The organism is Lactobacillus sp. X-49, assembly GCF_057063645.1.
Genome location: NZ_JBXSQM010000005.1, coordinates 1 through 25,820 on the forward strand (window position 1 = coordinate 1; position 25,820 = coordinate 25,820).

26 protein-coding genes and 1 pseudogene are annotated in these 25,820 nt (G+C 36.0%); 18 read left to right on the forward strand and 9 right to left on the reverse strand.

Translation table 11 applies throughout. From position 1 onward, the window contains the following. Positions 1–74 precede the first annotated feature (74 nt). Complete coding sequence (locus ACYIAQ_RS03510; RefSeq protein WP_483562592.1) at positions 75–1,040, forward strand: WxL domain-containing protein; 966 nt, start codon at positions 75–77, stop codon at positions 1,038–1,040. A gap of 328 nt (positions 1,041–1,368) precedes the next feature. Here the strand turns inward: ACYIAQ_RS03510 and ACYIAQ_RS03515 are convergent, their stop codons facing one another. Both ACYIAQ_RS03515 and ACYIAQ_RS03520 read right to left on the reverse strand, forming a co-directional pair. Further along, positions 1,369–2,739, reverse strand: a complete 1,371-nt coding sequence (locus tag ACYIAQ_RS03515; RefSeq protein ID WP_483562591.1) for a serine hydrolase domain-containing protein — start codon at positions 2,737–2,739, stop codon at positions 1,369–1,371. A 197-nt stretch (positions 2,740–2,936) separates the two neighbouring features. Beyond that, positions 2,937–3,680: pseudogene (locus ACYIAQ_RS03520) on the reverse strand (SDR family oxidoreductase); the annotation flags it as partial. Positions 3,681–3,779: 99 nt separating this feature from the next. Here ACYIAQ_RS03520 and ACYIAQ_RS03525 point away from each other — a divergent pair. Further along, positions 3,780–4,208, forward strand: a complete 429-nt coding sequence (locus tag ACYIAQ_RS03525) for a MerR family transcriptional regulator (protein WP_483562590.1) — start codon at positions 3,780–3,782, stop codon at positions 4,206–4,208. A gap of 57 nt (positions 4,209–4,265) precedes the next feature. Here ACYIAQ_RS03525 and ACYIAQ_RS03530 read toward each other — a convergent pair whose 3' ends face one another. Then, entirely contained in the window at positions 4,266–5,129 is an 864-nt protein-coding gene (locus tag ACYIAQ_RS03530; protein ID WP_483562589.1) for an RluA family pseudouridine synthase, read from the reverse strand. Positions 5,130–5,215: 86 nt separating this feature from the next. On the opposite strand from ACYIAQ_RS03530, the gene ACYIAQ_RS03535 reads away from it, so the two are divergent. The 5 genes from ACYIAQ_RS03535 to ACYIAQ_RS03555 are packed head-to-tail and all read left to right on the forward strand — an operon-like array spanning position 5,216 to position 12,319. Further along, positions 5,216–7,273, forward strand: a complete 2,058-nt coding sequence (locus ACYIAQ_RS03535) for a PBP1A family penicillin-binding protein (RefSeq protein ID WP_483562588.1) — start codon at positions 5,216–5,218, stop codon at positions 7,271–7,273. A 16-nt stretch (positions 7,274–7,289) separates the two neighbouring features. Then, a complete protein-coding gene (locus ACYIAQ_RS03540; protein WP_122018554.1) occupies positions 7,290–7,640 on the forward strand; it encodes a YlbF family regulator in 351 nt (116 codons plus the stop codon). Between the two features lie 8 nt (positions 7,641–7,648). Further along, on the forward strand, positions 7,649–8,845 hold the full coding sequence (locus tag ACYIAQ_RS03545) for a metallophosphoesterase family protein (RefSeq protein ID WP_483562587.1): 1,197 nt from the start codon (positions 7,649–7,651) through the stop codon (positions 8,843–8,845). A 2-nt stretch (positions 8,846–8,847) separates the two neighbouring features. Beyond that, entirely contained in the window at positions 8,848–11,349 is a 2,502-nt protein-coding gene (locus tag ACYIAQ_RS03550) for an ATP-binding protein (RefSeq protein WP_483562586.1), read from the forward strand. Then, complete coding sequence (locus ACYIAQ_RS03555; protein ID WP_483562585.1) at positions 11,342–12,319, forward strand: 3'-5' exoribonuclease YhaM family protein; 978 nt, start codon at positions 11,342–11,344, stop codon at positions 12,317–12,319. Before ACYIAQ_RS03550 ends, ACYIAQ_RS03555 begins: the two co-directional genes overlap by 8 nt. 284 nt (positions 12,320–12,603) lie before the next feature. On the opposite strand, the gene ACYIAQ_RS03560 is transcribed toward ACYIAQ_RS03555, so the two are convergent. The 3 genes from ACYIAQ_RS03560 to ACYIAQ_RS03570 form a co-directional block, all read right to left on the reverse strand. Then, entirely contained in the window at positions 12,604–13,503 is a 900-nt protein-coding gene (locus ACYIAQ_RS03560) for a peptidylprolyl isomerase PrsA (protein ID WP_122023171.1), read from the reverse strand. A 110-nt stretch (positions 13,504–13,613) separates the two neighbouring features. Further along, positions 13,614–13,955, reverse strand: coding sequence for a hypothetical protein (locus ACYIAQ_RS03565; protein ID WP_122018549.1), 342 nt, complete (start codon positions 13,953–13,955; stop codon positions 13,614–13,616). A 9-nt stretch (positions 13,956–13,964) separates the two neighbouring features. Beyond that, positions 13,965–14,396 (reverse strand): HIT family protein, encoded by a 432-nt coding sequence (locus ACYIAQ_RS03570; protein WP_122018548.1) that lies wholly within the window; start codon positions 14,394–14,396, stop codon positions 13,965–13,967. A 90-nt stretch (positions 14,397–14,486) separates the two neighbouring features. On the opposite strand from ACYIAQ_RS03570, the gene ACYIAQ_RS03575 reads away from it, so the two are divergent. The 7 genes from ACYIAQ_RS03575 (at position 14,487) to ACYIAQ_RS03605 (ending at position 20,418) form a co-directional block, all read left to right on the forward strand. Then, on the forward strand, positions 14,487–15,227 hold the full coding sequence (locus ACYIAQ_RS03575) for an ABC transporter ATP-binding protein (RefSeq protein WP_483562584.1): 741 nt from the start codon (positions 14,487–14,489) through the stop codon (positions 15,225–15,227). Further along, positions 15,220–16,419 (forward strand): ABC transporter permease, encoded by a 1,200-nt coding sequence (locus tag ACYIAQ_RS03580; RefSeq protein ID WP_483562583.1) that lies wholly within the window; start codon positions 15,220–15,222, stop codon positions 16,417–16,419. Before ACYIAQ_RS03575 ends, ACYIAQ_RS03580 begins: the two co-directional genes overlap by 8 nt. A gap of 3 nt (positions 16,420–16,422) precedes the next feature. After that, complete coding sequence (gene trmB / locus ACYIAQ_RS03585; RefSeq protein WP_483562582.1) at positions 16,423–17,082, forward strand: tRNA (guanosine(46)-N7)-methyltransferase TrmB; 660 nt, start codon at positions 16,423–16,425, stop codon at positions 17,080–17,082. Between the two features lie 33 nt (positions 17,083–17,115). Then, positions 17,116–17,436: a thioredoxin family protein gene (locus ACYIAQ_RS03590; RefSeq protein ID WP_483562581.1), complete on the forward strand. Its 321-nt coding sequence runs from the start codon at positions 17,116–17,118 to the stop codon at positions 17,434–17,436. Positions 17,437–17,456: 20 nt separating this feature from the next. Beyond that, entirely contained in the window at positions 17,457–18,104 is a 648-nt protein-coding gene (gene ytpR / locus ACYIAQ_RS03595; protein WP_122018543.1) for a YtpR family tRNA-binding protein, read from the forward strand. Between the two features lie 125 nt (positions 18,105–18,229). Continuing rightward, positions 18,230–19,540 (forward strand): UDP-N-acetylmuramate--L-alanine ligase, encoded by a 1,311-nt coding sequence (gene murC / locus ACYIAQ_RS03600; RefSeq protein WP_122023166.1) that lies wholly within the window; start codon positions 18,230–18,232, stop codon positions 19,538–19,540. Between the two features lie 137 nt (positions 19,541–19,677). Beyond that, the gene (locus tag ACYIAQ_RS03605; protein ID WP_483562580.1) at positions 19,678–20,418 is read left to right on the forward strand and encodes an SLAP domain-containing protein; all 741 of its coding nucleotides are present in this window, start codon (positions 19,678–19,680) and stop codon (positions 20,416–20,418) included. A 51-nt stretch (positions 20,419–20,469) separates the two neighbouring features. Here the strand turns inward: ACYIAQ_RS03605 and ACYIAQ_RS03610 are convergent, their stop codons facing one another. Continuing rightward, positions 20,470–20,991 (reverse strand): LURP-one-related/scramblase family protein, encoded by a 522-nt coding sequence (locus ACYIAQ_RS03610; protein ID WP_483562579.1) that lies wholly within the window; start codon positions 20,989–20,991, stop codon positions 20,470–20,472. A 10-nt stretch (positions 20,992–21,001) separates the two neighbouring features. Continuing rightward, positions 21,002–21,877 carry a Cof-type HAD-IIB family hydrolase gene (locus ACYIAQ_RS03615; protein ID WP_483562578.1) on the reverse strand — a complete coding sequence of 292 codons (876 nt, stop codon included), beginning with the start codon at positions 21,875–21,877 and terminating at the stop codon, positions 21,002–21,004. Positions 21,878–22,045: 168 nt separating this feature from the next. Here ACYIAQ_RS03615 and ACYIAQ_RS03620 point away from each other — a divergent pair, with 168 nt between their 5' ends. The 3 genes from ACYIAQ_RS03620 to tsaE are packed head-to-tail and all read left to right on the forward strand — an operon-like array spanning position 22,046 to position 24,213. Then, entirely contained in the window at positions 22,046–22,741 is a 696-nt protein-coding gene (locus ACYIAQ_RS03620; protein ID WP_483562577.1) for a uracil-DNA glycosylase, read from the forward strand. Positions 22,742–22,750: 9 nt separating this feature from the next. Then, entirely contained in the window at positions 22,751–23,740 is a 990-nt protein-coding gene (gene pta, locus ACYIAQ_RS03625; protein ID WP_483562576.1) for a phosphate acetyltransferase, read from the forward strand. Then, positions 23,740–24,213 carry a tRNA (adenosine(37)-N6)-threonylcarbamoyltransferase complex ATPase subunit type 1 TsaE gene (gene tsaE, locus ACYIAQ_RS03630; protein ID WP_483562575.1) on the forward strand — a complete coding sequence of 158 codons (474 nt, stop codon included), beginning with the start codon at positions 23,740–23,742 and terminating at the stop codon, positions 24,211–24,213. Before pta ends, tsaE begins: the two co-directional genes overlap by 1 nt. 39 nt (positions 24,214–24,252) lie before the next feature. Here tsaE and ACYIAQ_RS03635 read toward each other — a convergent pair whose 3' ends face one another. Continuing rightward, the gene (locus ACYIAQ_RS03635) at positions 24,253–24,786 is read right to left on the reverse strand and encodes a 3'-5' exonuclease (RefSeq protein WP_122018535.1); all 534 of its coding nucleotides are present in this window, start codon (positions 24,784–24,786) and stop codon (positions 24,253–24,255) included. Positions 24,787–24,890: 104 nt separating this feature from the next. Between ACYIAQ_RS03635 and murB the strand changes: the two genes are divergently transcribed. Then, entirely contained in the window at positions 24,891–25,790 is a 900-nt protein-coding gene (gene murB / locus ACYIAQ_RS03640; RefSeq protein ID WP_483562574.1) for a UDP-N-acetylmuramate dehydrogenase, read from the forward strand. Positions 25,791–25,820 lie beyond the last annotated feature (30 nt).

Consider the following 25,820-nt stretch of genomic DNA (forward strand, 5'->3'; position numbering starts at 1 on the left):
AACAATCGTTGGAATAATCATTGCAAGATGATTAGTTGTGTATGAAAAACATGTATTGAAGGAGGAACTTCAAGATGAAATTAACTAAAATAGCCAGTATGGTAATGACAAGTGCCACAGTTTTATCAACTGTAGCTGCCGTTACTCCAGCAGTTACCCAGGCTCAATCCGAAGAAGGTAATGCATCTGCGAACGGTGGTAAAGCCTTACCAGATACCAATCATAGTACAGTGGGGATTACCTTTGCAAAAGGCAGCGGTACTAATCCTGGCGGCGGCGGTAATAATCCTGGCGGCGGCGGTAATAATCCTGGCGGCGGCGGTAATGATGATCATAAACACCATGATGATGATGGCGTCGGGTACTTACGTTTACAATACGTGCCCGCAGTACTCGACTTTGGTAGTCATACTGCGTTTAATTCTGTCAGCCCTGTCTTTACAGCAGCTGGTACAAACGTAAATGGTATCGTAAATGGTACCAACAATGATGTATATCCTGGATATGCCGGTGCAGACAATAAGACCCCGAAGTTTTCTACCATTGAGCCTGATTTAGACAATGTTAAGGGCAAGACTTGGGTAACAGTGGTTGATAAGCAAAGGGATCGTCCGAATCTTGTTGGTAAGAATGATAAATTTGGAGGTAGTTGGCAATTAAGTGTTAAAGCCGATGGTCCGCTGACTACTGGCAGTGGTGCTAGTGCTAAAACTATTGCTGGAGCCACATTAGCCTTTAACAATACTGCAGTTGGCACAGTAACAACCCCTTTTAGCGTAACGCATGATATGGTGGATAGTGGATTTGGTGCTCCCAACAGCGTTGCTGCTACAACAACTAAAAATTTTTCGGTTAATTTAGCTGCCAATAGTACTGCAGTTCAGTTTGCAACCGCATCACTTGCTCCTGATGGTGGCGGAGCAGACGTTTTTGCTTGGGATCCAAGTGATATCAAGTTGACTTTACCATCAGATGCCAGTGTTGATGCAGGAACTTATACGACTTCATTAACTTGGACTTTATCCACAGGAATTAAATAAACTTAAGATTTTGTCAAGATACTTACTAACTAACAATTAAGTGATATTTTTTCACTTATACCTGCAAGTTTTGCCTAATTTTCTTAAATTAAAGTTTAAGGAAATTCTGGTAGAAGTTTGTTGTTAGGCAACAATAATAATGATTTTATAAAAGGTGCTCAAGCATAAAGCTTGAGCATCCTTTTTGTTTTATTAACAACGTTCTTTTATTTGATAATATTGATAGAAGATTGAATTATTACTGCCGCCTAGATAGGTTTAAAGCGAATTAATAAAAAACAAGATTCGTAAGTTGTCTGACTATTGAATCTTGTTTTTAATAATATTTTTATGGTTTCTTCTTAAAAATTGTTGGCCGCTTGAGAGCAGGCTCTGTTAGTAACGCAATCTGATTATTTTCTAAACTAATAGGTAAGAGTTCATGTTGGTATAACCTTTCTTCAACAAACATTTCATTTTGTTCATTGATTATGACGGGATAGTTCCACTTACCGATAGTAACTTTTAGGTGACCATCATGATCACCTAAGCTAATCAGACCATAACCTGGATTTTCATAATCACCAAGTAGGGCGGAATCAGTGTGGACAAATTGGGGATTCGTTCCCATAAGTTGTGCTATGTGTTGCTCTTTAGCCGCAATTTTTGTTGACATTATTTGACTAACCTTTTGTGCCCAATCGGTTGTCTTTATTCCCAGTGTTTCATCAATTACTTGGTAACCAAGAGCGAAAATTGCATCTGTTGAATCCATATTGGTAGTGAAGACAAATGCTAAATCCAAATCTGGTACAAAGCCTAAAAATGAACAGTAGCCGATATATGAGCCACTATGATAAAAATACTTATGCCCGCGATAATCTTCCATCATCATCCCTAGACCATAGGCTGCAAAATTAGCCTCACCATATGCTCGACTAGGTTGCATAATTGATTGCGGAAGATAGCGCTGGGCAGTTACCTCTTCTTTAGTTGATTTTTGGGTCTTTAACTGAAATTCTGCCCATGTTAGCAAATCGGAAATTGTAGCCAGCATGCTACTAGCCCCACCTACCTTGCCGGGTGCAATAAAGGGTACTTCCTGTGTTACATTATTATCGTGTATATAAGGTTTAACAATTCGGTTTTGGGTAGTTTCATGATGGTTGATAAAAGTGTTATTCAAGTGTAGGGGTTTAAGTAAATGTTCACGTTCATATGTACCATAATCTTGTCCAATTACTTGCTCCATTACGTAAGTTGCAACAGCATAAATAAGGTTGCTGTACTGCATTTTGTAACGTAATTCATGATTAGGCTCTAAATAGCCTACATGTTCTACCTTTTCTTTTAGGGACAAATCATGTTTATTCATATTAGTGAAGCGCATCAAATCATGTGCTGGTAGGCCGCTTTGATGACTGAGTGCATCTCTGAAAGTTAGATGATCTTGTGCATATTGATCAACTAATTTAAACCTTGGCCAATATTTTTTAAGTGGATCATCTAAATTAAGCACTCCTTGATCCGCTAACTGACAAATAGCAGTCGCTAAAAATGATTTTGAAATGGAAGCTAATGGATATAAACTGTCCTGCTGAGCAGCACCATATACATGACTAAAATGCTCATTTTTATGATAAATACCAATTCCAAGACTAGGTAAATCGAATTGGGACATCATTTTTTGTGCTAAGTCATTAATTTTATTAATCTCCATAGCTATACCTTCTTTTTCATATAGTAGATAGTTGATTGGTAATTTAGATTTATATTTTACTCTAACTTCATTTAAAATTAAATAATTTCTGCTAATTGGCTAATACATTTTCAATAAATTTAACCTTTTCCTAATTTAGCTAAATTAATCTCGAATTACAAAAAAGCAATGTCGTATATAACATTGCTTCTAAAGACTTAATTTTGACCATAGAAATAATTAGCAGTTGCGCCACCATCTATTAAAAAGGTTGATCCGGTAATAAATGCCCCCTGAGCACTCATCAATAATTGAGCTATATTAGCTATTTCATCGGCAGTTCCCGGTCGACCTGCTGGTGACTGAGCAAACATTTTTTTATAGAAGTCTCCCCGAATACCATTAAATTCATCTAGTGCCAAAGGTGTAACAATAATGCCTGGAGCAATTGCATTAAGACGAGCTCCACGCTTAGACCAGTTAATTGCCTCAGCCATTACTCGTTTTTCATTGCAACGTTTAGCAAGCTGATAAGCATGCAAAGTGTCTGGAATGTTTTCTGGTTGCAGCAGTGGTAATTTTAATAACTCTTCGGTGGGTGTAAGCGCTAGTTGTTTGTCTTCTTCAGGTGTTAAAGCTGGAAGTCGGTGACCAGATTGACTAGAAATTGTTACACCTACGCCACCATCCGCAATTACTTTGCCGACTTCTTCTAATAAGACTGCTGTACCGTAAAGGTCAACTTGTAGAATGTCTTCTGTCTTAGCTTGACTAGGTGATAAACCGGCACCGTTAATCAAAGCACCAATTTCACCGAAAGTTTGAGCAAACTCAATTGTTTTAATGATTGATTGACGTGATGATAAGTCCATTTCAATTGGTTCTGCTTTAAAACCTGCTTCTTGCAAAATTTTTGTGCTGGTTTTGGCATGAACCAAATTTTTATCACCGACAACAATCTGGTAACATGTTTTGAACTCCTTTCTTCTTTAGTTTAAAATTATTTTAGAACTTTACAGTAACTCGAAGGCAATAATTTTTTTGAAAAGGGAGTAATAAAAATGTCCTATTCGGTACATGAAGCTGCGCACAAGGTGGGATTAACGCCATATGCAGTACGCTATTATGATGATAATGGAATGCTACCTTATGTTAAGCGAGATGCCAATAATAATCGAATATTCAATGATATTGATCTGGAATGGTTGCAGATTATTGTATGTTTACGTGAGACGGGAATGCCGTTGAAAGAAATTCAGCATTATTTAACTTTAGTCCAGCAGGGTAAGCAAACTGTACCAGAGCGCTACCAGATTATGCTGAAACAGCAACGAAAAACTTTACGTGAAATTACGGAGCTTAAGGAACATTTGAGGACAATTAACCGCAAAGTCAGTCATTATGCTGAAATTTTAGCTAATGATGAGCCGGATTCGTATGAACCTACAAATTTGCAAAACATGGAGCAAAATCGGGTTGAAGAACTTTAATGCAAAAAATCAGCTACTTAATCATTGGAAAATGTAAGTTCCTGTTTTAATTGTGATTTAGTTTAATAGTCTGATTTTTTCTTCAGGTAGTTTAATTGATACTTGTTCAAAAGAAAATGGCTTATAAAAAGACATTTGATAAGCAGTTAAATGTAAAAATTCACCTTCACTAAATTTGCAATTATAAAGTGGATCGCCAATGATTGGAGAATTTAGGGCGGCTAAGTGAACGCGAATCTGATGGGTACGACCAGTTGCCAGACTGAGTTTAATTAGTGCAGTTGTTTGTGTACGGCTTATAACTTGATAATGGGTTATAGATTGAAGACCGTCAGAGCACACCATTCGCTTTCTTTGGTCATGCGGGTCGCGTCCGATAGGAAGATCAATAGTTCCAACATCTTTTAAATTAGCACTATTGCTTACAACGGCAAGGTACTCACGGTGAAAAGTTTTAGTAGTTAGTTGCCGATTTAAGATTGGAACAACCGCAGCATTTTTAGCAATCAATAATAGCCCACTAGTCAGCATATCTAAACGGTGTACAATAAAAGGAGTATGCCTCAAATATGTTGCGCAATCATTTAGTGCTGTGTCAGTTTCAGATAAGTTGGGATGTGTTTTTTGTCCAGCCGGCTTATTAATAACCAGTAAATCCTTGTCTTCGTAAATGATATCGGGCAAAATACCGCTTGCTGCATAATTACCTTGAGCAGAATCAACATGGTTCAATGTAATCTCGATTATCTCACCGGGATAAATAAGCTGATTAAATGGGCGGTAGCGCTTATTAATTAGAATGTTTTGTTCGATACGTAAATAATGACGCCATTTACGTGGTATTAGTAGTTTACGTAGTAAGTCACCAATAGAGCATGGTGCAAGATTTTGTGGATAGGTAAGTGTAAAATAATAGCTCATAAATATTTATTAAACCTTTTTGAAAATATGAATAATGAATTCCTAATATGATACAATTCTAATTGTTTGCTAAAGGAGCAGATGCAATGGAAAACAATGAACCAAGAAGAAGCGGAGCTGGTTCCATATGGCACCGATTTGATCACCGTTTTTGTATTGGCCGCTGGCTTATTTTGATTTTGCTTAGCATAATACTTGTGGTTTGTACTTATTATACAGTTAAAGTTAAAACTTCAAATATATCTAATTTAAAGGCGTCTTTGTCAACAACGACTGCAATTTATGATTATAAAGGTCAAAAGGCGGGTTCGCTATACTCACAAAAAGGTACTTTTGTTGAATATAATAAAATTTCACCTAATGTTAGGAATGCTGTTATTTCCACTGAGGACAGAACATTTTGGAATAATTCAGGCTTTAGCATTAAAGGAATGGGGCGAGCAGCTCTTAGTTTAGTGCTTCATCGTGGTCAAATTGCTGGTGGTGGATCAACAATCACTCAGCAGCTTGCAAAAAATGCATTGTTAACACAAAAACAGACATTTTCCCGTAAGATTGAGGAACTTTTTTTTGCAGTGGAAATTACACATGTTTATTCTAAAAAAGACATCTTAACAATGTATCTAAATAAGGCATATTTTGGCAATGGTGTCTGGGGAGTTCAAGATGCCAGTCAAAAGTATTTTGGTAAAAATGCTAGTGCGTTAACTCCTGGTGAGGCAGCCACGTTAGCGGGGATATTACGTAATCCTAGTAGATATAATCCAATCGATCATATGTCGTATGCACTTGCCCGTCGAAATCTAGTGTTAGATTTAATGACACAAAATCATAAGCTAACAATTCAGCAAGCTAAAATTGAGCAAAAGCAGGGCTTAACTTTAAAAGATACGTACCACAATAAAGATGGCTATCGCTACCCGTATTTCTTTGATGCAGTGATTGATGAAGCAATTAGTCGTTATGGCTTAAAAGAAGAAGACGTAATGAATAAGGGCTTGAAAATTTACACTACTTTAAATCAAAACTATCAGAATCAACTTCAGCAAAAATTTGCTCAAGATTGGCTGTTTCCTCAAAATGCGCCTGATGGAACTAAGACTCAGGGAGCTAGTGTTGTAATGGATCCATCAACAGGAGCAGTTAGAGCTGTGATTGGCGGTCGGGATGATCATGTCTTTCGCGGTTATAACCGTGCAACCCAGATGAAACGTCAGCCCGGTTCATCAATTAAGCCATTGGTCAGTTATGCACCAGCTTTGCAGCAGGGATATCATTATGATTCACAACTGTCAAATAAGTTACAGCGTTTTGGTCGAAATGGTTATGAGCCGCACAATGTAGATAATGGCTATTCTGATAGGATTCCAATGTATGTGGCATTAGCGCAGAGTAAAAATATACCAGCTGTTTGGTTGCTAGATAGGATTGGAGTCTCTAAGGGGGTTCAATCTGCAAATAATTTTGGTTTAAAAGTTGCTAAGGAAGATCAAAATTTAGCATTGGCATTAGGAGGTCTATCTACAGGAGTTTCGCCTTTGCAGATGGCACGGGCATATTCTGCTTTTGCCAATAAGGGTAATCTACCTGATAGTTCATATTTCATTACCAAAATCACAGATGCTAGTGGCAAAGTAATTGCAGAAAATCATGATACAGGAAGGCATCGAATAATTTCGGAGAATACAGCTAAAGAAATGACAACAATGCTCTTAGGAGTATTTGCTAGTGGAACTGGTGCTTCGGCCCAACCAGCAGGCTACCGAGTTGCCGGTAAAACAGGTTCAACTGAAGTACCTAATTCATATGGTTTTGGAACCAAAGACCAATGGATAGTTGGCTATACTCCTGACGTAGTTGTTGCTACATGGGTAGGGTTTGACCGTACCAATCGGACTCATTATATGCATGGCGTGTCCGAAACAGAAATTACTAGGCTATATAAAGCTGAGATGGAGGGGATTCTTCCTTACACGGCTCAAAATCAGTTTAATGAACAGGCACCAAGTCAAATTATTAAGAATAATGGTACTGGGTTTGATTGGACAAATGATTGGAGTAATAAAATTGAAAAAGGGTTAGGTTCTGCTAGTGAACGACTTAATGAATGGTATAATGACGTCAAGGGTCTTTTAGGCCGGTAAATTAGGAGGATATTAAATGGTAAATATTTATGATTCAGCTAATCAAGTAGCAGCTGATTTACGACAAATTGATGAATATAAGGCTCTAGAAAAAGCGATTGCAGAAGTCAAGAGCAATGAAAAGAGCTTAAAATTGTTCCAAGAAATGGATAAAATGCAAACAAAAATTATCAATCTGCAGAGTCAAGGAAAAGATCTATCTAAAGAATTGCAGGACAATTATCAAAAATTGAATGAAGACGTTCAAAAAGATCCTCAAATTATTAAACTTTTGCAAACAGAACAGGTTCTGTATAAGTTGATTGATGACATCCAAAAAGCAATTACTAAGCCAATTAGTGATTTGTATGATGGTCTTAGAAATTAGAGATAGCAATGAAATTTATCCATTTTGCGGATGCACATTTAGATAGTCCATTTTTAGGACTATCTTTTTTACCATCTAATAGCTTTACCAAAATTCATCGAGCTCCCAACGATTCACTTACTAAAATTGTTGATTTGGCAGTGAAAGAACAAGTTGATCTGGTTTTAATAGCGGGTGATACCTTTGACAGTCCACGTCCTAATCCTAGCAGTCAGCTGTTTTTTGCGCATGAAATTGAGCGTTTAATTGAGGCAAGAATTCAAGTAGTTATGATTTTTGGTAATCATGACCATATGGAAAAAAAAGACTTGCTGGTTTCTGATAGTCCCTACTTTAAATTACTTGGTGACAGGGAACAAATTGAAACTATTACCAGGCGTACTAAGGGGGGGTTTGACTATGATGTAACGGGCTTTTCTTATTTAAATAATCATATTACAAATGATTTGGTTACCGATTTTCCTGTAAAAAGTTCCAATTACACCTTTGGTATGATGCATGCGCAGGAAAAATCAGGTAGCGGAGGACAAAATGTTTATGCGCCATTTAATTTAAGCGAGTTAAAGGAGCTTAATTACAATTATATGGCTTTGGGGCATATTCATTTACGACAAGTACTTTCTCAAGCTCCTCTGATTGTATATTCGGGTAATATTCAAGGAAGACATATCAACGAAATGGGAGCTAAGGGTTGTTATTTAGGTGAAATCAATGAACAGACATTTCAAACGCAAATTCGTTTTATTCAAACTGGACCAATCACATGGCAACAAGCTGCAATTAAAATAACTGAACCTATTTCACAAACAGATTTACAGAGTAAAATTTTGCTGAACCTCACTCCTAAAGAAACTACGTATTATAGTCTTAAAATTACAGGAGCAGAATTTTTAAATGATCAAGAGCGTGAGTTAGTTGAAGATAGTGAATTTTGGCAAATGATATCGCACAAACTCGATTTCGATTCACAACTTGTCGATGTCCGTTTCGCGGTAAGCAGTCGACTAAAGATTGCAGAAAATGATCAAGCATATTTTAAGAAAGCGCAGGAAGAAGTATTTACTGAAGATCAAATTCTGCGTCTATGTAAAGATTGGGCACAAAAAGATTCTTTTGCAACAGAACTTGCCCAAAATTCGCAATTCTTAAATGAAGTAAGGCAATTGGCTGAAGTAGAGTTAAACAGCAAGTTGAAAGGTAATTAACAATGAAATTAGTTAAAATCGCAATCGTTAATTTTGGCCAATTTTCAGATATGACAATCGATCTACCCAATTCTGATATTAATGTTTTTTTTGGATCCAATGAGGCAGGGAAAAGTACAATTGTTGCCTTTATAAAGCAAATAATGTTTGGCTTTCATTTGGCTAAACATAAGAGCGACTTTTTCGAAGATTATCAACCGTTAGCTCGTGTTAGTCCTATGGGGGGATCTTTGTTTTTTGAAAATGCACAGGGTGATATTTATGAACTAGAGCGCTTATTTGCGAGTGGTAAGGGCTCTAAAGCAGGAACATTAACTGTTAAGCTCAATGATCAGGCAGTACCAGAAAGTACATTTTTTGACCAAATCAAAAATATTGATGGTTCTTTTTTTGCAGATAGTTTTATTTTTAATCAAGATATGTTAGCTAAAGTAAGTTCTATTCAGCAGACAGATTTGCTGGAGCGAATTTATTATCTTGGTGCAGCTGATAGTGACAAGTTAATTGATTTACGCGATTTTTTTGCCAAGAAGGCTAGTGAATTATTTAAAAAAGGAGGCTCTAAACCACCTCTTAATCAGTTAATCAAACGATTACAATCTCAAAAAAGTAAGGTTGATGATGCTGAAAGCGAGTTTACGACTTATCAAGAATTGAATTCAGACTTTAAAAACTTACAACAGCAACAAAAAGAGTATGAGAATGAACTTTTGCAGCTTCAAAAAAAACAGAATAAATTACAACATTTGCAAAATTTGATTCCTAGCTATCAAGAACTGACTTCGTTAGAAAAACAGCTAAAACCTGTCGAGTTTGATGAAGAAAAATATCAAGAAGCACAAACACTTTCCTTAAAGCTGCAGAGTTTAGAAGATCATCAGCGAAATTTACAAGAACGCTTAGCGCAACTCAATCATAATCAAGAAAATATGGCTGATGCTAGCAAATTATTGCAAAAAAAACCTGCTTTGCTGCAGTGGCAGGCTGAAGATCATAATTGTGGTCAAAAAAACCAGCAGCTTGCTAATGAACGTCAGCAATTATTAGCATTAGATCCTGAATTGTCTCAAATCGCTAAATTGGATCAGACAGCAGTTGCTCAACTTCAAGAAGAATATCAAAAATTATTGTCTCTTAATACCGATGTATTAGTTCAAGAAGATAAGCAAGGACAAAGCCTGCCAGTGTTAGGAGTTGTTCTAGTACTTATTGGTATAGTTCTAATTTTGAGTATTTCTAAAATTGGTGGTTGTTTACTGGTAATAAGTGGAATCGTCTTTTTTTTGTTAGGAATAAAAAATCAGCAAAAACAAACACAGATACAAAAACATGCACAGAAAAGAAAACTTTTGGCAGAAAAGCAGCGCACTGCTTTTACAGCTAAATATGGTTTAAAACCAGATCAACTTGATATTACTAGATTAATTAATGATTGGCGACAACTTCAAACACTTGAGCACCAAAATAAAGTTAATCTCCAAAAAGAACAACAATTGACAGATCAGTTAAAGCAACTAGCTATTGAAATAAGTGCGGTTCTGCATCAACGAGTTCAACCTGATTTCACCATTGTGGTTAGAGCAATGGATGAACTAGATAATAAATACAGACAAAGTCGTTATCAGCAAGAAGCAGCCACTAACTTGAAGAATAATCTTGCAGAAAATTCTACAGCCTTAAAGAAAGCAAACTTGAGCCTGCAAACTGCTATGGCAGAATTTCAGGTACATAGTATGGCTGAATATGCGGATTTACAGGCTCAAAAGCAGAAGCAGACTGAATTACAGACTCAGATTAGTATCTTACAGAAAAATTTAGCAAAAGACTTGCCCCAATTAAAGTCATTTTTATTGGAGTCACAAACTGTAACAGATCAAAATAACCAATTACTTTATGAGATAAAGAAATGCCAAGAAAAAATTCAGACCACGCAAAGTGCAATTGCAGAAATCAAGGTAAAAATGGCCAATTTAGCTAATTCAACTGCTGTCTTTGCTGCTAAACAGGAATTAGCTGATTTGCAAACAGATTTTAGAAATTTATCAGCTAAATACTTGGCAAATGTTCTTGCTTGTGAATGGGTGGGACGTGCACTGGATTTGGCATCTAATGAGCGTTTCCCGAAGATGCTGGTAGTCGCCAAAGACTATTTGCGACTACTAACAAATAATCGGTATAATAATATTGAAGTTGGTAAGAAATTAACTGTTAGTCGCTATGACGGAAAGAAGATAAAAGTCCAATATTTATCACGTGGGACTTCTGAACAGCTTTACTTTGCTCTCAAACTGGCTTTTGTTCAGCAGATAGGGGATCAAATTAATTTACCAATTTTAATTGATGATTCATTTGTAAATTTTGATGATCAAAGAACAGAGTTAATAAAGGATCTACTAAAACAAATTGCTATGAGCAATCAAATATTGATTTTTACGGCTCAAGATAAAATAGTTGGTAAATTGCAGCACCCAATACTGCTAACGAAAGGAACCCAAAATGTATAGACGTTTGCTAGATTATAATGATGGTGAAGAATTAGAGTTAGTTGTTTTAATTAAAAATGCACAATTACGGCATACTAAAAAGGGTAAATTATATTTGGCTTTAACTTTTGGAGATTCCTCAGGGGAAATTCATGGTAACTACTGGGATGCCAATAATCAAGATGCGACAATGTACAGCGCTGGAACGATTGTTGAACTTGATGGTAAACGAGAAGAATATCAAAGTCAGCCTCAGATTAAAATTTATAGTCTACGTGTTGTAGGACCTGAAGAAGGGTATGATCTTAAACAATTTATTAAGTCTGCTCCTGAAAAGATTTCAACAATGAAAGAAGAAATTAATCAATACGTTTTCGAAATTTTGAATCCGGTATGGAACCGAATAGTGCGCTTTTTGTTAAAAAAATGGAATCAGCGCTTTTTTGACTATCCAGCAGGTAAAAGTAATCATCATGCTGTTCGTGGAGGCCTAGCATATCATACTTTATCAATGTTACGCGATGCCAAGGCACTTGCTGATAACTATCCGCAAGTGAACCGCTCGCTGCTATATGCAGGCTGTATTCTACATGATATGGGAAAGGTACTAGAGCTCACTGGCCCCGCCGCTACACAATATACAACAGAAGGAAATTTAATTGGCCATTTGGTACTGATTGATGAGCAAATTATGATTGCAGCGCATGAACTAGGAATTGATTCAGAGTCCGAAGACTTATTACTGTTACGGCACATGGTTTTGGCACATCATGGCAAATACGAGTATGGCTCGCCGAAGTTGCCAGCCTTACTTGAAGCAGAATTATTACACAGAATTGATGACTTAGACGCAGCGATTTATGCAATAACAAATGCTCTGCAACACACTCGTCCAGGTAGTTTTACTGATAGTATAATGAGTCAAGGTGGACGTAAATTTTATCGACCTCAAATAGATGAAGCATTAACAAAATCTCATAAATTAGAATAAAATATTGTTTAGGGCGGAAGTTTATATTATCACTGCAGGCTCTTTATGAATGCTCAAATAGTTAGAATACAACTAAGTATTAAGAGCATTTTCAAATGACTAAATATTTTAAGCCGGTAAAAGTAGGCAATAATTAGATAAAGAAAAGTGCTTAACTTTTGTTGTTCTTCAATTATGACTTTTTTAGAAGATACCAAAAAGAGCTAATTCCATTATAATCTGGAATTAGCCCTTTTTTAAAATTTATAGATTTTTTATAAATTACTGATTAAAGCTTATGATGATTATTTCTTATTTTCAGGAGTACTGATGTATGATGAAAGGGCATCTTGTAAGTCTTTATCCTTAATTTGGGGATCGGATTTCTTCAAAACAGTTGAAATAACACTCCGCATTACTTCTTGATTCTGTGACATTGAACGATAAATTTGATCATCAATATCTTTCTTGTGTGAAGCAAATGAACCCTTATCTGGATGATCAATCATTCTAATTATGTGATATCCAGATTGTGATTTAACGGGGGTCTTAGTTGTTTGACCAGTCTTTAACTTAAATGCAGCTGCCTTGAATGCGGGATCTAAAGTTGAATCTGTTGAATCAAATGCTGGTAATTTTCCATCATTTGGTTTTGTAGCGGTATCAAGTGAATATTTCTTCACTAAACTCTTAAAACTCTTGCCATCTTTCAACTCGCTAATAACTTGTTCAGCTTTTGATTTTTTCGAAACTAAAATATGTTGAACAGTTACCTTAGGTTCATATGTTTTCCAAACTTTATCTTCTTGACTCTTGGAAATTTTTTTAACATCTTTCAAAGCTGCTTCGGTCAATAAGTTAGTCTTTAAACTCTGCTTGAAACTGGAAGCAGTCATTCCGTTTTGTTGCAATACAGCGTCGAATTGAGAACCATATTGCTTTTTATAGTTATTAAATTGCTTATCAACTTGACTACTAGAAACTTTACTACCATATTGTTGTTCCAATGCGCGATTGATGATCATATTTGCCAGGGTAGTTTTACCTGCTTGTGATTTTTTCAATTCTTCGTAATAATCTTGTTGGGTGATTTTACCGCCCTTGTATGAGGCAACAGTCTTGCCCCCATTAGAACAAGCAGCAGTTGATAATGCAATTCCAGCTACAGCAACTACTGCAGCTAATCTTTTAATATATTTGTTCATAAAATAAATCTCCACATCCTTATTTAATTAAGTCACCGAGAACTAATATAACATAAACTGAGTAAAAACGTTTTTAATTTGTTGATTTTTATGGAAAAATCATTCTTTCTTTAATCTTTTTTAGAATTAGTTTTATTATCAATAACCAATTGTTCAGCCTGTTTTTGTAGTTCATCAATTAAGCGACTAATACTCATTTGATAATATTCAAAGTCATTTTGCAGTGCTGAGATTGCCCTTTTACTTGCAGGTAATGTGTCATTTAATTCTTGACGAGCGTTTTTTAAGTTAGAAATTGCCTGTGCAAGATTTGTCGCATCTTTTTTTGTTGCTTGCCCTTGATCTTGTATAGATTGTCCGAGCCGCCTGCCATTTTTAAATTTAAACAACGAAAGAATTATTCCACAAGCAGCTCCCGTAGCTAATCCCACATTAAAGTTAAATCGTTTCATAATTCCTCCCTAAAACTGTGCTTTTATTTGTGTAGCAATTTTTTGATAATCTGCCTCACTATATTGTTCTTCATTATTGCGAGTGGCAATTTTGAGCCCATCGCCTTCAAAGCGTGGAATGAAATGAATATGTGAGTGCATTACAACTTGTCCAGCACTGCTGCCATTGTTCGTACTAATATTCATTCCGGATATTTTAGGGTCGAATTTTTTAATTGCATTAGCAATTTCTGGGATATACTGTAAGTATTTTTGAATATCTAGGGATGAATAATCGAAAAAGTTAACGAGATGTTTTTTGGGTATCATCAGAGTATGTCCAGGGTTAACTTGCGACAAGTCCAAAAAAGCTTTGACATCCTCATTTTCAAAAATGGTATAGCTGGGAACTTCACCGCGAATAATTTTACAAAATAAACAATCTTGTTTTAGTTCGTTCATGTTAAAACCTCTTAATTTCAAAATTTAGTTTCTTTTAGTATCATGCTATCATATAAGAAGAGTAAATTCATTAAAAGAAAGACAGGAATTATGGTTCTAAAAATAGATCATTTGACGGGGGGCTATGCTGGTGTCCCAGTTATTAAAGATATTAACTTAGAAATTAAACCCGGTGAAGCTTTGGGACTGATTGGGCTTAACGGTGCTGGTAAATCAACAACGATTAAACATATTTTGGGACTGTTACGTCCGCAAAAGGGGAAAATATCAGTAAATGGGATTGAGCTAAGTAGCAATCCATCTGCCTTTAAGAAACAGGTGTCATATATTCCTGAAATGCCAGTTCTATATCCAGAGCTAACGTTACAAGAACATTTAGAATTGACAATTCTAAGTTATAATTTGGATAAGAAAAAAGCGAAAAAGAGGGCGAAAGAACTTTTACAGCAATTTCGCTTAGATGACAAACTGGACTGGCTTCCCATTCATTTTTCTAAAGGAATGAAGCAAAAGGTTATGATTGTGACGGCTTTTCTTGCCGATACGCAATTACTGGTAATTGATGAACCCTTTACTGGTCTTGATCCTTTAGCCGTTGCCAATTTGATTGCTTTAATTAAACAAGCTGTTGATAATGGAAAAATGATTTTGATGTCTACTCATATTTTAGCTGATGCCGAACAAGCAATCTCGAATTATGCTGTCTTAAATAATGGGACAATTGAGGTAGTTGGAAGTTTACAACAGTTGCGTGAACATTACGGCTTAAAAGCTGCCGATTCATTCGATAAAATTTATCGTATTCTAAATCAGGAGCAGCAACATGCGTAAGTTAGCGAAAAAGAGATTAAAGATTAATTTCCAGCAATCACTTAAGTATTTGGTTCTTGTGTTTAACGATTTTTTTGTTTTAGCGTTGATTTTTTTATTTGGTGCATTGATGTTTTGGTATGCTCAAAGTATGAAAGTTATGCCTGAAAATTTATGGTTTTATCGACCAATAGTTGGTGCATTATTGTCCTTACCCATATTTATAGGCAAACTAGTAACATTGATTCAACCAGCCGATTTACAATTTTTATTACCAGAAGATGAGAATATGCTTATTTATTTAGCGCCAATGCTTAAGTATAGTTTATTAGTTCCGGTAATCTGCTTATTATTTCTTGCAGGAATTTTATTTCCGTTTGCAACGATTAAGGCATTAGTTCCTTCATTAACTTATGTGGTTGCAGTTTTAGCAGTTTTAGCAGCAAAGATTTTGCAGCTAAAAGTAATGGAATACAATCTATTTTTTACACGTAAAGTTTCACTTACCACTGTTAATTTACTGTTTTTGGCTATCTTTACTTTTGCGTTGATTTGGCCACAAACTATTTATGTTGTTGCGATTTTATTAATCATAATTTTGCTTTTTTTGCTATTGAAGCCGCAAAACGTTACCCTATTTGATTGGCGATATGCAGTTGAGCAAGAGCAAAATCGTAAAAGTCAAATTTATAATGTCTTTAGCATGTTTACTGACGTTAAGGAAAAAGTGCCCAAAATTAAGCGACGGAAATACTTGGATTTTTTGTTGCCTAAATCATTAGCAAAAGAAAATCCAAACGGTTTTCTTTACCGACGTTCGCTTATACGAAATCCGGAAAATTTAAACTTACTTGTTAGAATGACAGCCTTTGCTGTTCTAATTTCATGGTTAGTACAAAACTGGCTTTGGGCACTTGGATTATCATGTTTAGTGGTTTTTTTGACCGTTTATCAATTATTACCCATGGCAAGCGAATTTGATGATAATATTATGTATCGGATTTATCCAATTGAGTCAGCCAAAAGAGGCCAAGATTTGGTAATGGTTTTAGCACTAGCATTAATTATGCAGTGGTTAATTATTAGTTTATTTTGGTTGTTGATTTTACCGATCAATCTGCAATTATTTGAAGCAAGTGGGCTACTTTTAATCTTTAGTTTATTAGTTGGCCGATTATATTTACCAATAAAAATTAAGCAAAGGAAGATTTAATCGATGAGATTACGTAATAAACCGTGGGCAGTTAACTTAGTGAATGAACATCCAGAAAGTGTTTTAGATCGTCCAGACCCTGATCAAAAAATCAATTGGACAAACCGCTTTCCCGATCCTTCCAAGCCTCTAGCCGTCGAAATCGGGTCTGGCAAAGGAAAGTTTATTACTACACTGGCTGAGCAACATCCTGAAATAAATTTTGTGGCTGTGGAATTACAAATTACGGCTGCCGGAATTATTTTGCGCACAAAATTAGAAAAGCAATTAGATAATTTACAGATTTTATGCGCAGACGCTGCTAATATTGATCATTTTTTTGAAAAGCATAGTGCAGGGGTGCTATATTTGAATTTTAGTGATCCATGGCCGAAGACTCGTCATGAAAAGCGGCGTTTAACTTATAAGAATTTTTTGACAAAATATCAAACAATATTGGTTCCAGAAGGGCAAATTGAATTTAAAACCGATAATTCCGGACTCTTTTCTTATTCGTTGCAGAGCATGAATAATTATGGAATGCACTTTGATTATGTTTCAGTAGATTTGCATAACGACTCAAGTGAGATTGCTAATGATAATATTGAAACCGAGTATGAACATAAATTTGCGGCCAAAGGTAATCCGATTTATGCCCTTCATGCTGATTTTGGAGTAAAATAATAAATTAACAGTAATGATTGTGAGGTTTTTACATTGGAACAAATTAAAAAGTTAGATCAAGCTAAATTAACTGAAATTACTAAGTCAGGTCGTGTTGTCCTGGAATTTTCGGCGGATTGGTGCCCAGATTGCCGTTTTTTAGACCCATTTTTACCTGAAATTGAACAAGATTTCTCCAATATTAAGTTTTATCAAATTGACCGGGATGGTTCGATTGATTTAGCGAAAGAATTGAATATTATGGGAATTCCTTCATTTGTTGTCTACCAAGATGGCAAAGAAATTGATAGACTAGTTAATAAGGATCGCAAAACTAAGGAAGAAGTAGAAAACTTTTTGCGATCACTTGACTAATTGAAAGAGGATTATAATAGATGATTACTAGTATTAACAAACGCAGCTATCCTAATACTTTGATTGTGATCTTAGGTCAAGACCATGGCAAAAGTAATTATGAAGAAAAAGATGGCGTAACGCGTATTAGCAATGAGGATGGTACTGTTACTGGCTATAACTTTTTTAATGTTGATCAATTAATCGCATATGATAAGTTACCAGATGGTCAAGTTAAACTTTCGGATGCTGAACTTGCTGCTTTAAACAAAAAATTGACTGAAGTGGGTTTTGATGAAAAAATTGCTTATGGTCAACCAACGCTCGTTTATGGCTATGTTAAGAGCTGTGAGAAGCACCCAGATTCCGATCATCTGCATGTTACCACGGTTGAAGTGGGAAATGGTAAGGAGTATCAAATTGTCTGTGGTGCTCCTAATATAGCTCAAGGGCAAAAAGTTGTTGTGGCGTTACCTGGTACTTTAATGCCTAATGGTCAAATAATTTGGCCAGGTGCATTGCGTCACGTTGATTCTTATGGAATGATTTGTTCGGCACGTGAGTTAGGCCTTGAACATGCGCCTCAAAAGCGTGGTATTTTAGTGGTTCCGGATGATTTTGTGATCGGAGCTGCTTTTAATCCAGAAAAATGTGATGAGTTACTTGCGAGTGGCAAAATTAGCATGTAGCAGTAAAAAGAACTTTTTAATAAAAGTTCTTTTTTTATGGGTAGTGTTTCACTAACGCTTCTGCTCTTTTAAAAAAATAATGGTAAAATGATAAGCAATGTGAATTAAATTTTGGAGCTTAAAATATGTTAGATAAAAATAAACAGATTTGGTTTATCGGAATTAAGGGAACTGGCATGGCCTCATTGGCACTGCTACTTAATGATTTGGGATACAATGTTGCTGGTAGTGATATTGAAAAATACACCTTTACTCAGGTACCACTGAAAAAAGCCGGGATCAAAGTAGCTAAATTTGATGCAAAAAATATTAAGCCAAACGGTCAAATTGTTGTTAAGGGAAATGCTTTTAAAGAAGATAATATTGAAGTTAAGGCATGTCAAGATAAAAAGATTTCTTGGCAAAGTTACCCCGATACAGTTGAAGAAGTTGTTAAAATGCACACTAGTATTGGCGTTTCTGGGACTCACGGTAAGACTTCGACAACCGGCTTGCTTGCTCATGTATTAGGTGAAGCAGCTCCTACTTCCTATCTTATTGGTGATGGTGAAGGCAAAGGAGTTCAAAACTCGCGTTTCTTTGTTTATGAAGCTGATGAATATCGCAGGCACTTCTTAGCATATCATCCCGATTACCAAATTATGACTAACATTGATTTTGATCATCCTGATTATTTTAAGGATCAAGCGGATTATGCCTCAGCATTTCAAACAGCAGCTGATCAAACCCAAAAGGGCTTATTTGTGTGGGGAGCAGATGAACGGCTAAAGCAGTTACAAACGCGAATTCCTAAATATACATATGGCTTTAGCGCTAATGATGATTTTCAGGCAATTGATATTCAAAAAACAACCACAGGTTCGACATTTAAGGTGCAGACTCATGGCAAACTAATTGGCGAATTTACGATCCACCTCTTTGGCGATCATAATATTTTAAATACAACAGCAGTAGTTGCGGTTGCCTATAAAGAAAATGTTCCGTTGGCTGATATTCAAAAGGGTTTATTGACATATCGAGGGGCTAAAAGACGCTTTTCCGAAAAAGATTTTGGTGAGACAAAAATTATTGATGACTACGCTCACCACCCAACAGAAATGCGGGCAACAATTCAGGCTACCCGACAGAAATTTCCTCATAAGAGGTTAGTCGTCGTTTTCCAGCCACATACTTTTTCACGAACCAAAAAATATGCCAATGATTTTATTGAAATTTTATGCGGGGTAGATAAAGCATATCTAACACCAATTTATTCTTCAGCAAGAGAAGCTAGGGGTGACATTGCTAGTGAAGACATTGTGGCACAGATTCCAAATTCAGAAGTGATTGATTTGGATAATATTGCTGACTTAACTCGGAACAGAAACAGTGTTATCGTTTTCATGGGTGCAGGTGATATCCAAAAATATGAGGAAGCATTTGAAAAACTGCTTTAAAATTTGTTGCTAACCTAAAATAAAAATATTTTCTTCTAAAAAATAATGTTTATATTTGATATAATTGTTTTATTGTAAGAGTTAAACACCTTATAAAATTATTATTATTAAGTTTTAGTAAGTTAAGGAGACAAACAATGGTTAGTAAAAAAACAATTTTTAGTAGTATAATTTTGGCTGCTATGGCCTTAATGTCTACCAATGTTAAAATAGTGAACGCTGATTCTTTACAGAATAATCAAGAATCAAAAATGGCTGTGTCTGATCAAGCGCCATTTGTTGGTCCAGACGTAGTTGTATATTACCAAGATGAGCAGGGTAACGATATCGTACCTAGAGACGTTATTGAGGGAACTGCTAACAATGGATATATAACGAATGCAAAAGAAATACCTGGTTATACAATGATTAGTAGGCCAGCTAACGCTACCGGTATTTTTGGTGCAGTACCTCAAAGAGTTGTCTATGTTTATCGTTCAAATGATAGCCATCTTGTTTCAATGACCTTGATGCATAACGCATATATTTATGACCTGAATCACCAACGTATTGGTAAGGAAATGTTGCCAGCTTTTACAAAGGTTAACGTTTATTCACCACTTGTTCGCCTAACTGATGGTAGTTTGGCTTATCAAACGGACACCAATAGGTATATTATGGCAGGGAATGTTTTTGGAACCTTACGGACAGTGAAGAATGATACTTATGTTTATGAAACTAGTAGTAAGAAAACAAGCAAGCGTATAGTGCCAGCTGGTAAGCAGATTCTTACTTTTGGATCAAGGTACAGATTTTATGACTGTAATGGTTACTACCGTGTAGGTGGTCCAGAGAAACAATATATTCGCGTTGATAATTTTGTTAAAGATGCAAAATAATTAACTAAAAACCTCGTAATAGTTACGTTGAATAACTGTTACGGGGGTTTTTTAGTTGAATTTTACATTATACTTTTGCCCAATTGGCGGAAAAGTAGGTAGACGCAGTGGTGTAGTGTGCCACTGCGTAAATAAGGTGGCACATAATAGAATAAATGGAACATCCTCAGGTCGCAAAATATCACAAGTTAAGATTACACCCAACTTATTCATATCTGTTTTAACAGTCGCAATTTTTTTTAAGCCACTTAAAAATTTGTAACTACCATTTTTAATACTACCACTAACAAGATAGTTTAATCTGGTAATGTAAAAAAGATTAGTCAGTCTACTATTTAATCTTTTAACTTTGACTAGCGAGTGATTAACGACATCAATTGTAAAAGATGAAATGAGACCATTTCCGTCAGAGTATAGTCGACCAATTTCTTTGCCATTAGTTCTTTTTAAATAAAGCGTATGATTTGGATTATCAAGATTGCCTTGAATAATGTAGCAAATCTTGCCATTTTGATCAGCTACGGGAATTTGGCCATACTCCTGTTTCTGATTTAATTCCAATAAATAGCGCATTAAAGCACCTCTATTCTTTAGCGTTGTCGCTAATAAATTTTCTTAAAATATGTGCCACACCATTTTCATCATTTGTCTTAGTAATTATTTGTGCCATTTTTTTAATTTCAGAAACTGCGTTAGCCATTGCAACACCAGTTCCTGCTGCTTTGATCATACTGGCATCGTTTAAATTATCTCCGATAGCTGCAATTTCTTCTGCTTGAATATTTTTGGTTTTACCATAGTCGAGTAAGGCTGGCCCTTTCTGAGCTTGGATATCGTTAATTTCAATGTTAGCAGAACCACTTGATGTTATCGCCAATCCTCCTAAGTCTTGAATTTCTTTTTTAGCATTAATAAACGCCTTAGGTCCCCGACCATCAAATGAAATAATTTTCATAACTTCAAGATCTTGCTGTAATAACAGGTTTCGCAGGTGAGGTACAAATGTCATACTCAACATCACGTTACTGCCTGCGGCAATCGCAACTGCTTGTTTGAAAGAAAGTTTCTTGTTTAAAGCAATCATTGAGCGAGCAAAATTAACGATTCGCTGACTGATATCTTCGGAATAAATTTTATCTGCAGTAACCAATTCATAATAAAGCTGGTGACGTTCTAAAATCGTTGCGATTTGCAAAGCCTTTTTTTGTGATAGAGGATGTTTAACACGTAGCTGGTCGTGTGCATCATAAACTAAAGCACCATTAATATTAATAAATCCAGTTTGAATACCGTATTTTCTGATTTCTTGGCGAGACTGTTCAGGGGCCCGACCCGTTGCAATTATAAATTCAATACCATTTTTTTGGGCATCACGAATTGCTTTTATGTTTTCAGATGAGATATCTAGGCTACTATTAAATAAAGTTCCATCAAGATCACAAGCTACTAATTTAATCAAGATAAAATTGCTTCCTCCCTTCAGTCTGCAGGCTAACAATGCTATTGCAAAATTTTGCCTATCGTCTTAGCTAAATTGCTAAAAAGCGATTAAATGTTTTAGTATTTTTATCAATATAAGTAATTTCATGATACCATAAAAGTCGGTGAAAGAGAGGCTGTTTAAATAATGAAAAAGTTTATAGGCAATGACTGGGATCAAGTTTTGGCACCTGTGTTTGCAAGTAATGATTATCAAAAACTGCGTACATTTTTGAAAAAAGAATATGCGACTAAGCAGATTTTCCCTGATATGTATCATATTTTTACTGCTTTTAAATTAACGTCTTTTGCTAAAACCAAAGTAGTTATTTTAGGACAGGATCCGTATCATAATCCAGGCCAAGCAACCGGAATGAGTTTTAGTGTAATGCCGGGGGTCGATTTACCACCGTCTCTAAAAAATATCTATCAAGAATTGTATGACGATGTTGGTTGTCAACCAGTGCAACATGGTTATTTGAAAAAGTGGGCAGATCAAGGTGTATTGATGCTAAATGCAGTTTTAACTGTGCCATATGGCAATGCTAATGGCCATCAAGGAATGGGCTGGGAGAAAGTAACTGATAAAGCAATTAAGGCTCTAAGCGATCGTGGGCAAGTTGTGTTTATCTTGTGGGGGCGGTTTGCTCAAAATAAAATCGCTTTAATTGACCAAGAGAAGAATTTTGTGATTAAATCAGCTCATCCTAGTCCATTTTCGGCTGATCGCGGATTCTTTGGGTCACGTCCCTTTTCGCGATGTAATGAAGCCTTAAAAGAATTTGGTAAAAGTCCAATTGATTGGCAATTGCCGCTTCAAGTAATGCAATCAGAATTAGCATAGGTAAGATAAATGAGTGTTTTTGAATTATTAGAAAAAAAATTAACAATAACAGGTAAGAAATATCGTATTGTTTTTCCAGAAGGAGAAGACCTAAGAATTTTACGTGCAGCTGCGCAGCTGGCACAAGGTAGAGTCATTGAGCCGATTTTATTAGGTGATCCAAAACAAATTAATATGATTTTAGAAAAAGAAAAAATAATATATTCTTCGCCGCAAATTATTGATTTCATGCACTATCCTCGACTTGCAAAGTTACAGCAAGAATTTATCAATGCCCGAGGTAAACAAGTGGACAATGAGATGGTAAAGAAGCTTTTACAAAATCCCAATTACTTTGGCACAATGATGGTTCAAATTGGCAATGCGGATGGAATGGTTTCAGGTGTTGCTCATTCAACGGCTGAGACAGTTCGTCCCGCACTGCAATTAATTCATCCCGCTGCTGGAATGAAGAGGGTATCTGGTAGTTTTATTATGGAACGGGGTGAAGAAAAGTATATTTTTGCGGATTGTGCGATTAATCCTGAACCAGACAGTGCTACTCTAGCAGAAATTGCCTACCAATCGGTTCAAACTGCACAAATGGTAGGTCTTGATCCTCAAGTTGCATTTTTAAGTTTTTCGACTAAAGGTTCTGCCAAAGGTCCAATGGTTGAACGAGTTGCACAAGCTTGCAAATTATTTAAACAAACTTATCCCGCAATTCCAGCTGATGGCGAGTTACAGTTTGATGCCGCTTTTGTCCCCGAAATCGCAGCCAAAAAAGCACCGACCTCAGTACTTGCAGGAAGAGCAAATGTTTTTGTGTTTCCAGAATTACAATCAGGTAATATTGCATATAAGATTGCTCAACGCTTAGGTAGTTTTAATGCAGTCGGACCTATTTTACAAGGATTAGCCAAACCAATTAATGACCTGTCCCGTGGTGCGAACAGTAACGATATTTATAATGTTGCAATTTTGACAGCAGCACAAGCAATGTTGGGAGAAGAAAATTAATGGAACTTAAAGTCAATTCTTCTACTGAAATGAAAAAAATTGGAGCAGCCATTGCTCAAACTGCTCAACCGCATGATTTATTATTACTGAATGGCGATTTAGGCGCGGGAAAAACCACTCTAACTCAAGGGCTTGGTGCTGCGTTAGGGATTAAGAGACCAGTTAAAAGTCCGACATTTACCATCGTGCGGGAATATCAAGAAGCTACTTTACCACTTTTTCACATGGATTTTTATCGCTTAGAAAATGATGATTTATCATCAATTGATTTAAACAGCTATTTAGCCGAACCTGGCTTAGTTGTCATTGAGTGGCCAGAAGTAGTTAAACAAGAATTGCCTGATCAATATTTGCAAATACAAATTCTGCGAGTTGATGACAGTTGGGATTCAACTAAGCGGATAGTTAGTTTGCAGCCACAAGGTGAAAGGAATGAGCGGTGGGTTCAAGCAATTATGAAGCAAATAAACTAAAAGAGGTGGGACTAATGACCCGCCTCTTTTTTAATAAAATCAAACTTGTTCAACTAAATTTTTGATTGCTTCATCGCCAAATTGCTTTTCCTGTTCAAGTAAAATACCTGCGCATGCTTCACTGTCACTTAATGCATTATGATGATGCCACAATTCAACATTTAATGCCTTTGCTACTGTATTTAATTTATGATTAGGCAAATTAGGTTCAAATTGCTTACTAGTCCGTAATGTATCGATAACAAAATAATGTGGTTCACTAATATCATATCGCGCTAAACTCTGGCGCATAACATTGGTATCAAAACGTGCATTGTGTGCACATACAAGCATACCAGGTTGATATAGGTCTTTAATATAAGGCCATACTTCAGCCATTGTTGGAGCAGTTGCTACTTCTTGTGCAGTAATATCATGAATCTGAATATTACGAGCATCAAATGGCATTTGTGGGTTGATTAAAGTATAGAAACGGTCAACAATTTGATTGTTGCGAACCATCACTAAGGCAAGTGAACACGCACTTTCTGGGTGACGATTGGCAGTTTCAAAGTCCATTGCAATAAAATTCATTTTTTCTCCTTTAAAACGTAATTTTAGTATAACATAGAGTGAAGCAAAAGCCTGAATGCGGTAAAATATAAAGAAATACTTGTACAATAGAAGGGATTTTAGTATTGGAGTTAGTTGAACTTATCCAACAAGGAATTGAGATCGAACAAAATGTTCCACTGAGTAAATATACATTTACTAAAACAGGTGGGCTAGCGGAATACTTGGCTTTTCCACGTAGCCAAAAAGAACTTGAGCAGTTAATTTATATAGTTCGTAAACAAAATATATCTTTGACTATAATTGGTAATGCATCTAATTTAATTATTCGCGATGGTGGAGTAAAAGGATTAGTAATAATTTTAACCAAAATGAGCCAAATTAAAGTACTAGGCGATGAAGTTACTGCTCAGGCTGGAGCGCGGATTATTGATACCGCGTTTAACGCTGCAAATAAGGGATTAAGTGGTCTTGAATTTGCGTCAGGGATACCTGGTAGTATCGGAGGAGCAATTTATATGAATGCTGGTGCTTATGGTGGAGAAATCGGCTCAGTAGTGAAAGAAGTTCAAGTATTGACTCGAGCTGGTGAATTAAAAACATATACAAAAGATAAAATGGTGTTTTCCTATCGTCATTCTTTAGTGCAAGACAATGGTGATATTGTTTTGTCGGCGACTTTTGCTTTAAAAAAGGGACAAAAAAGGAAAATTCTGGCAGAGATGAACTATTTAAATGCACTTCGACAATATAAGCAGCCTCTAGAATATCCCTCGTGTGGTAGCGTCTTTAAGCGGCCTACTGGTCATTTTGTTGGGCCAATGATCATTGCTGCTGGGCTTCAAGGTAAACAAATTGGTGGAGCACAAGATTCAATGAAGCATGCCGGATTTATTGTCAATAAAGGAGGTGCTACCGCAAGCGACTATCTTGCTTTAATTGAATTAATTCAGCAGAAAATTAAAGAAAAAGATGGGATAGATTTGCAAACTGAAGTTAGAATTATTGGTGATCCAGTTGAATAAACTGGTAATATAAAATAAATTGAAAGGATT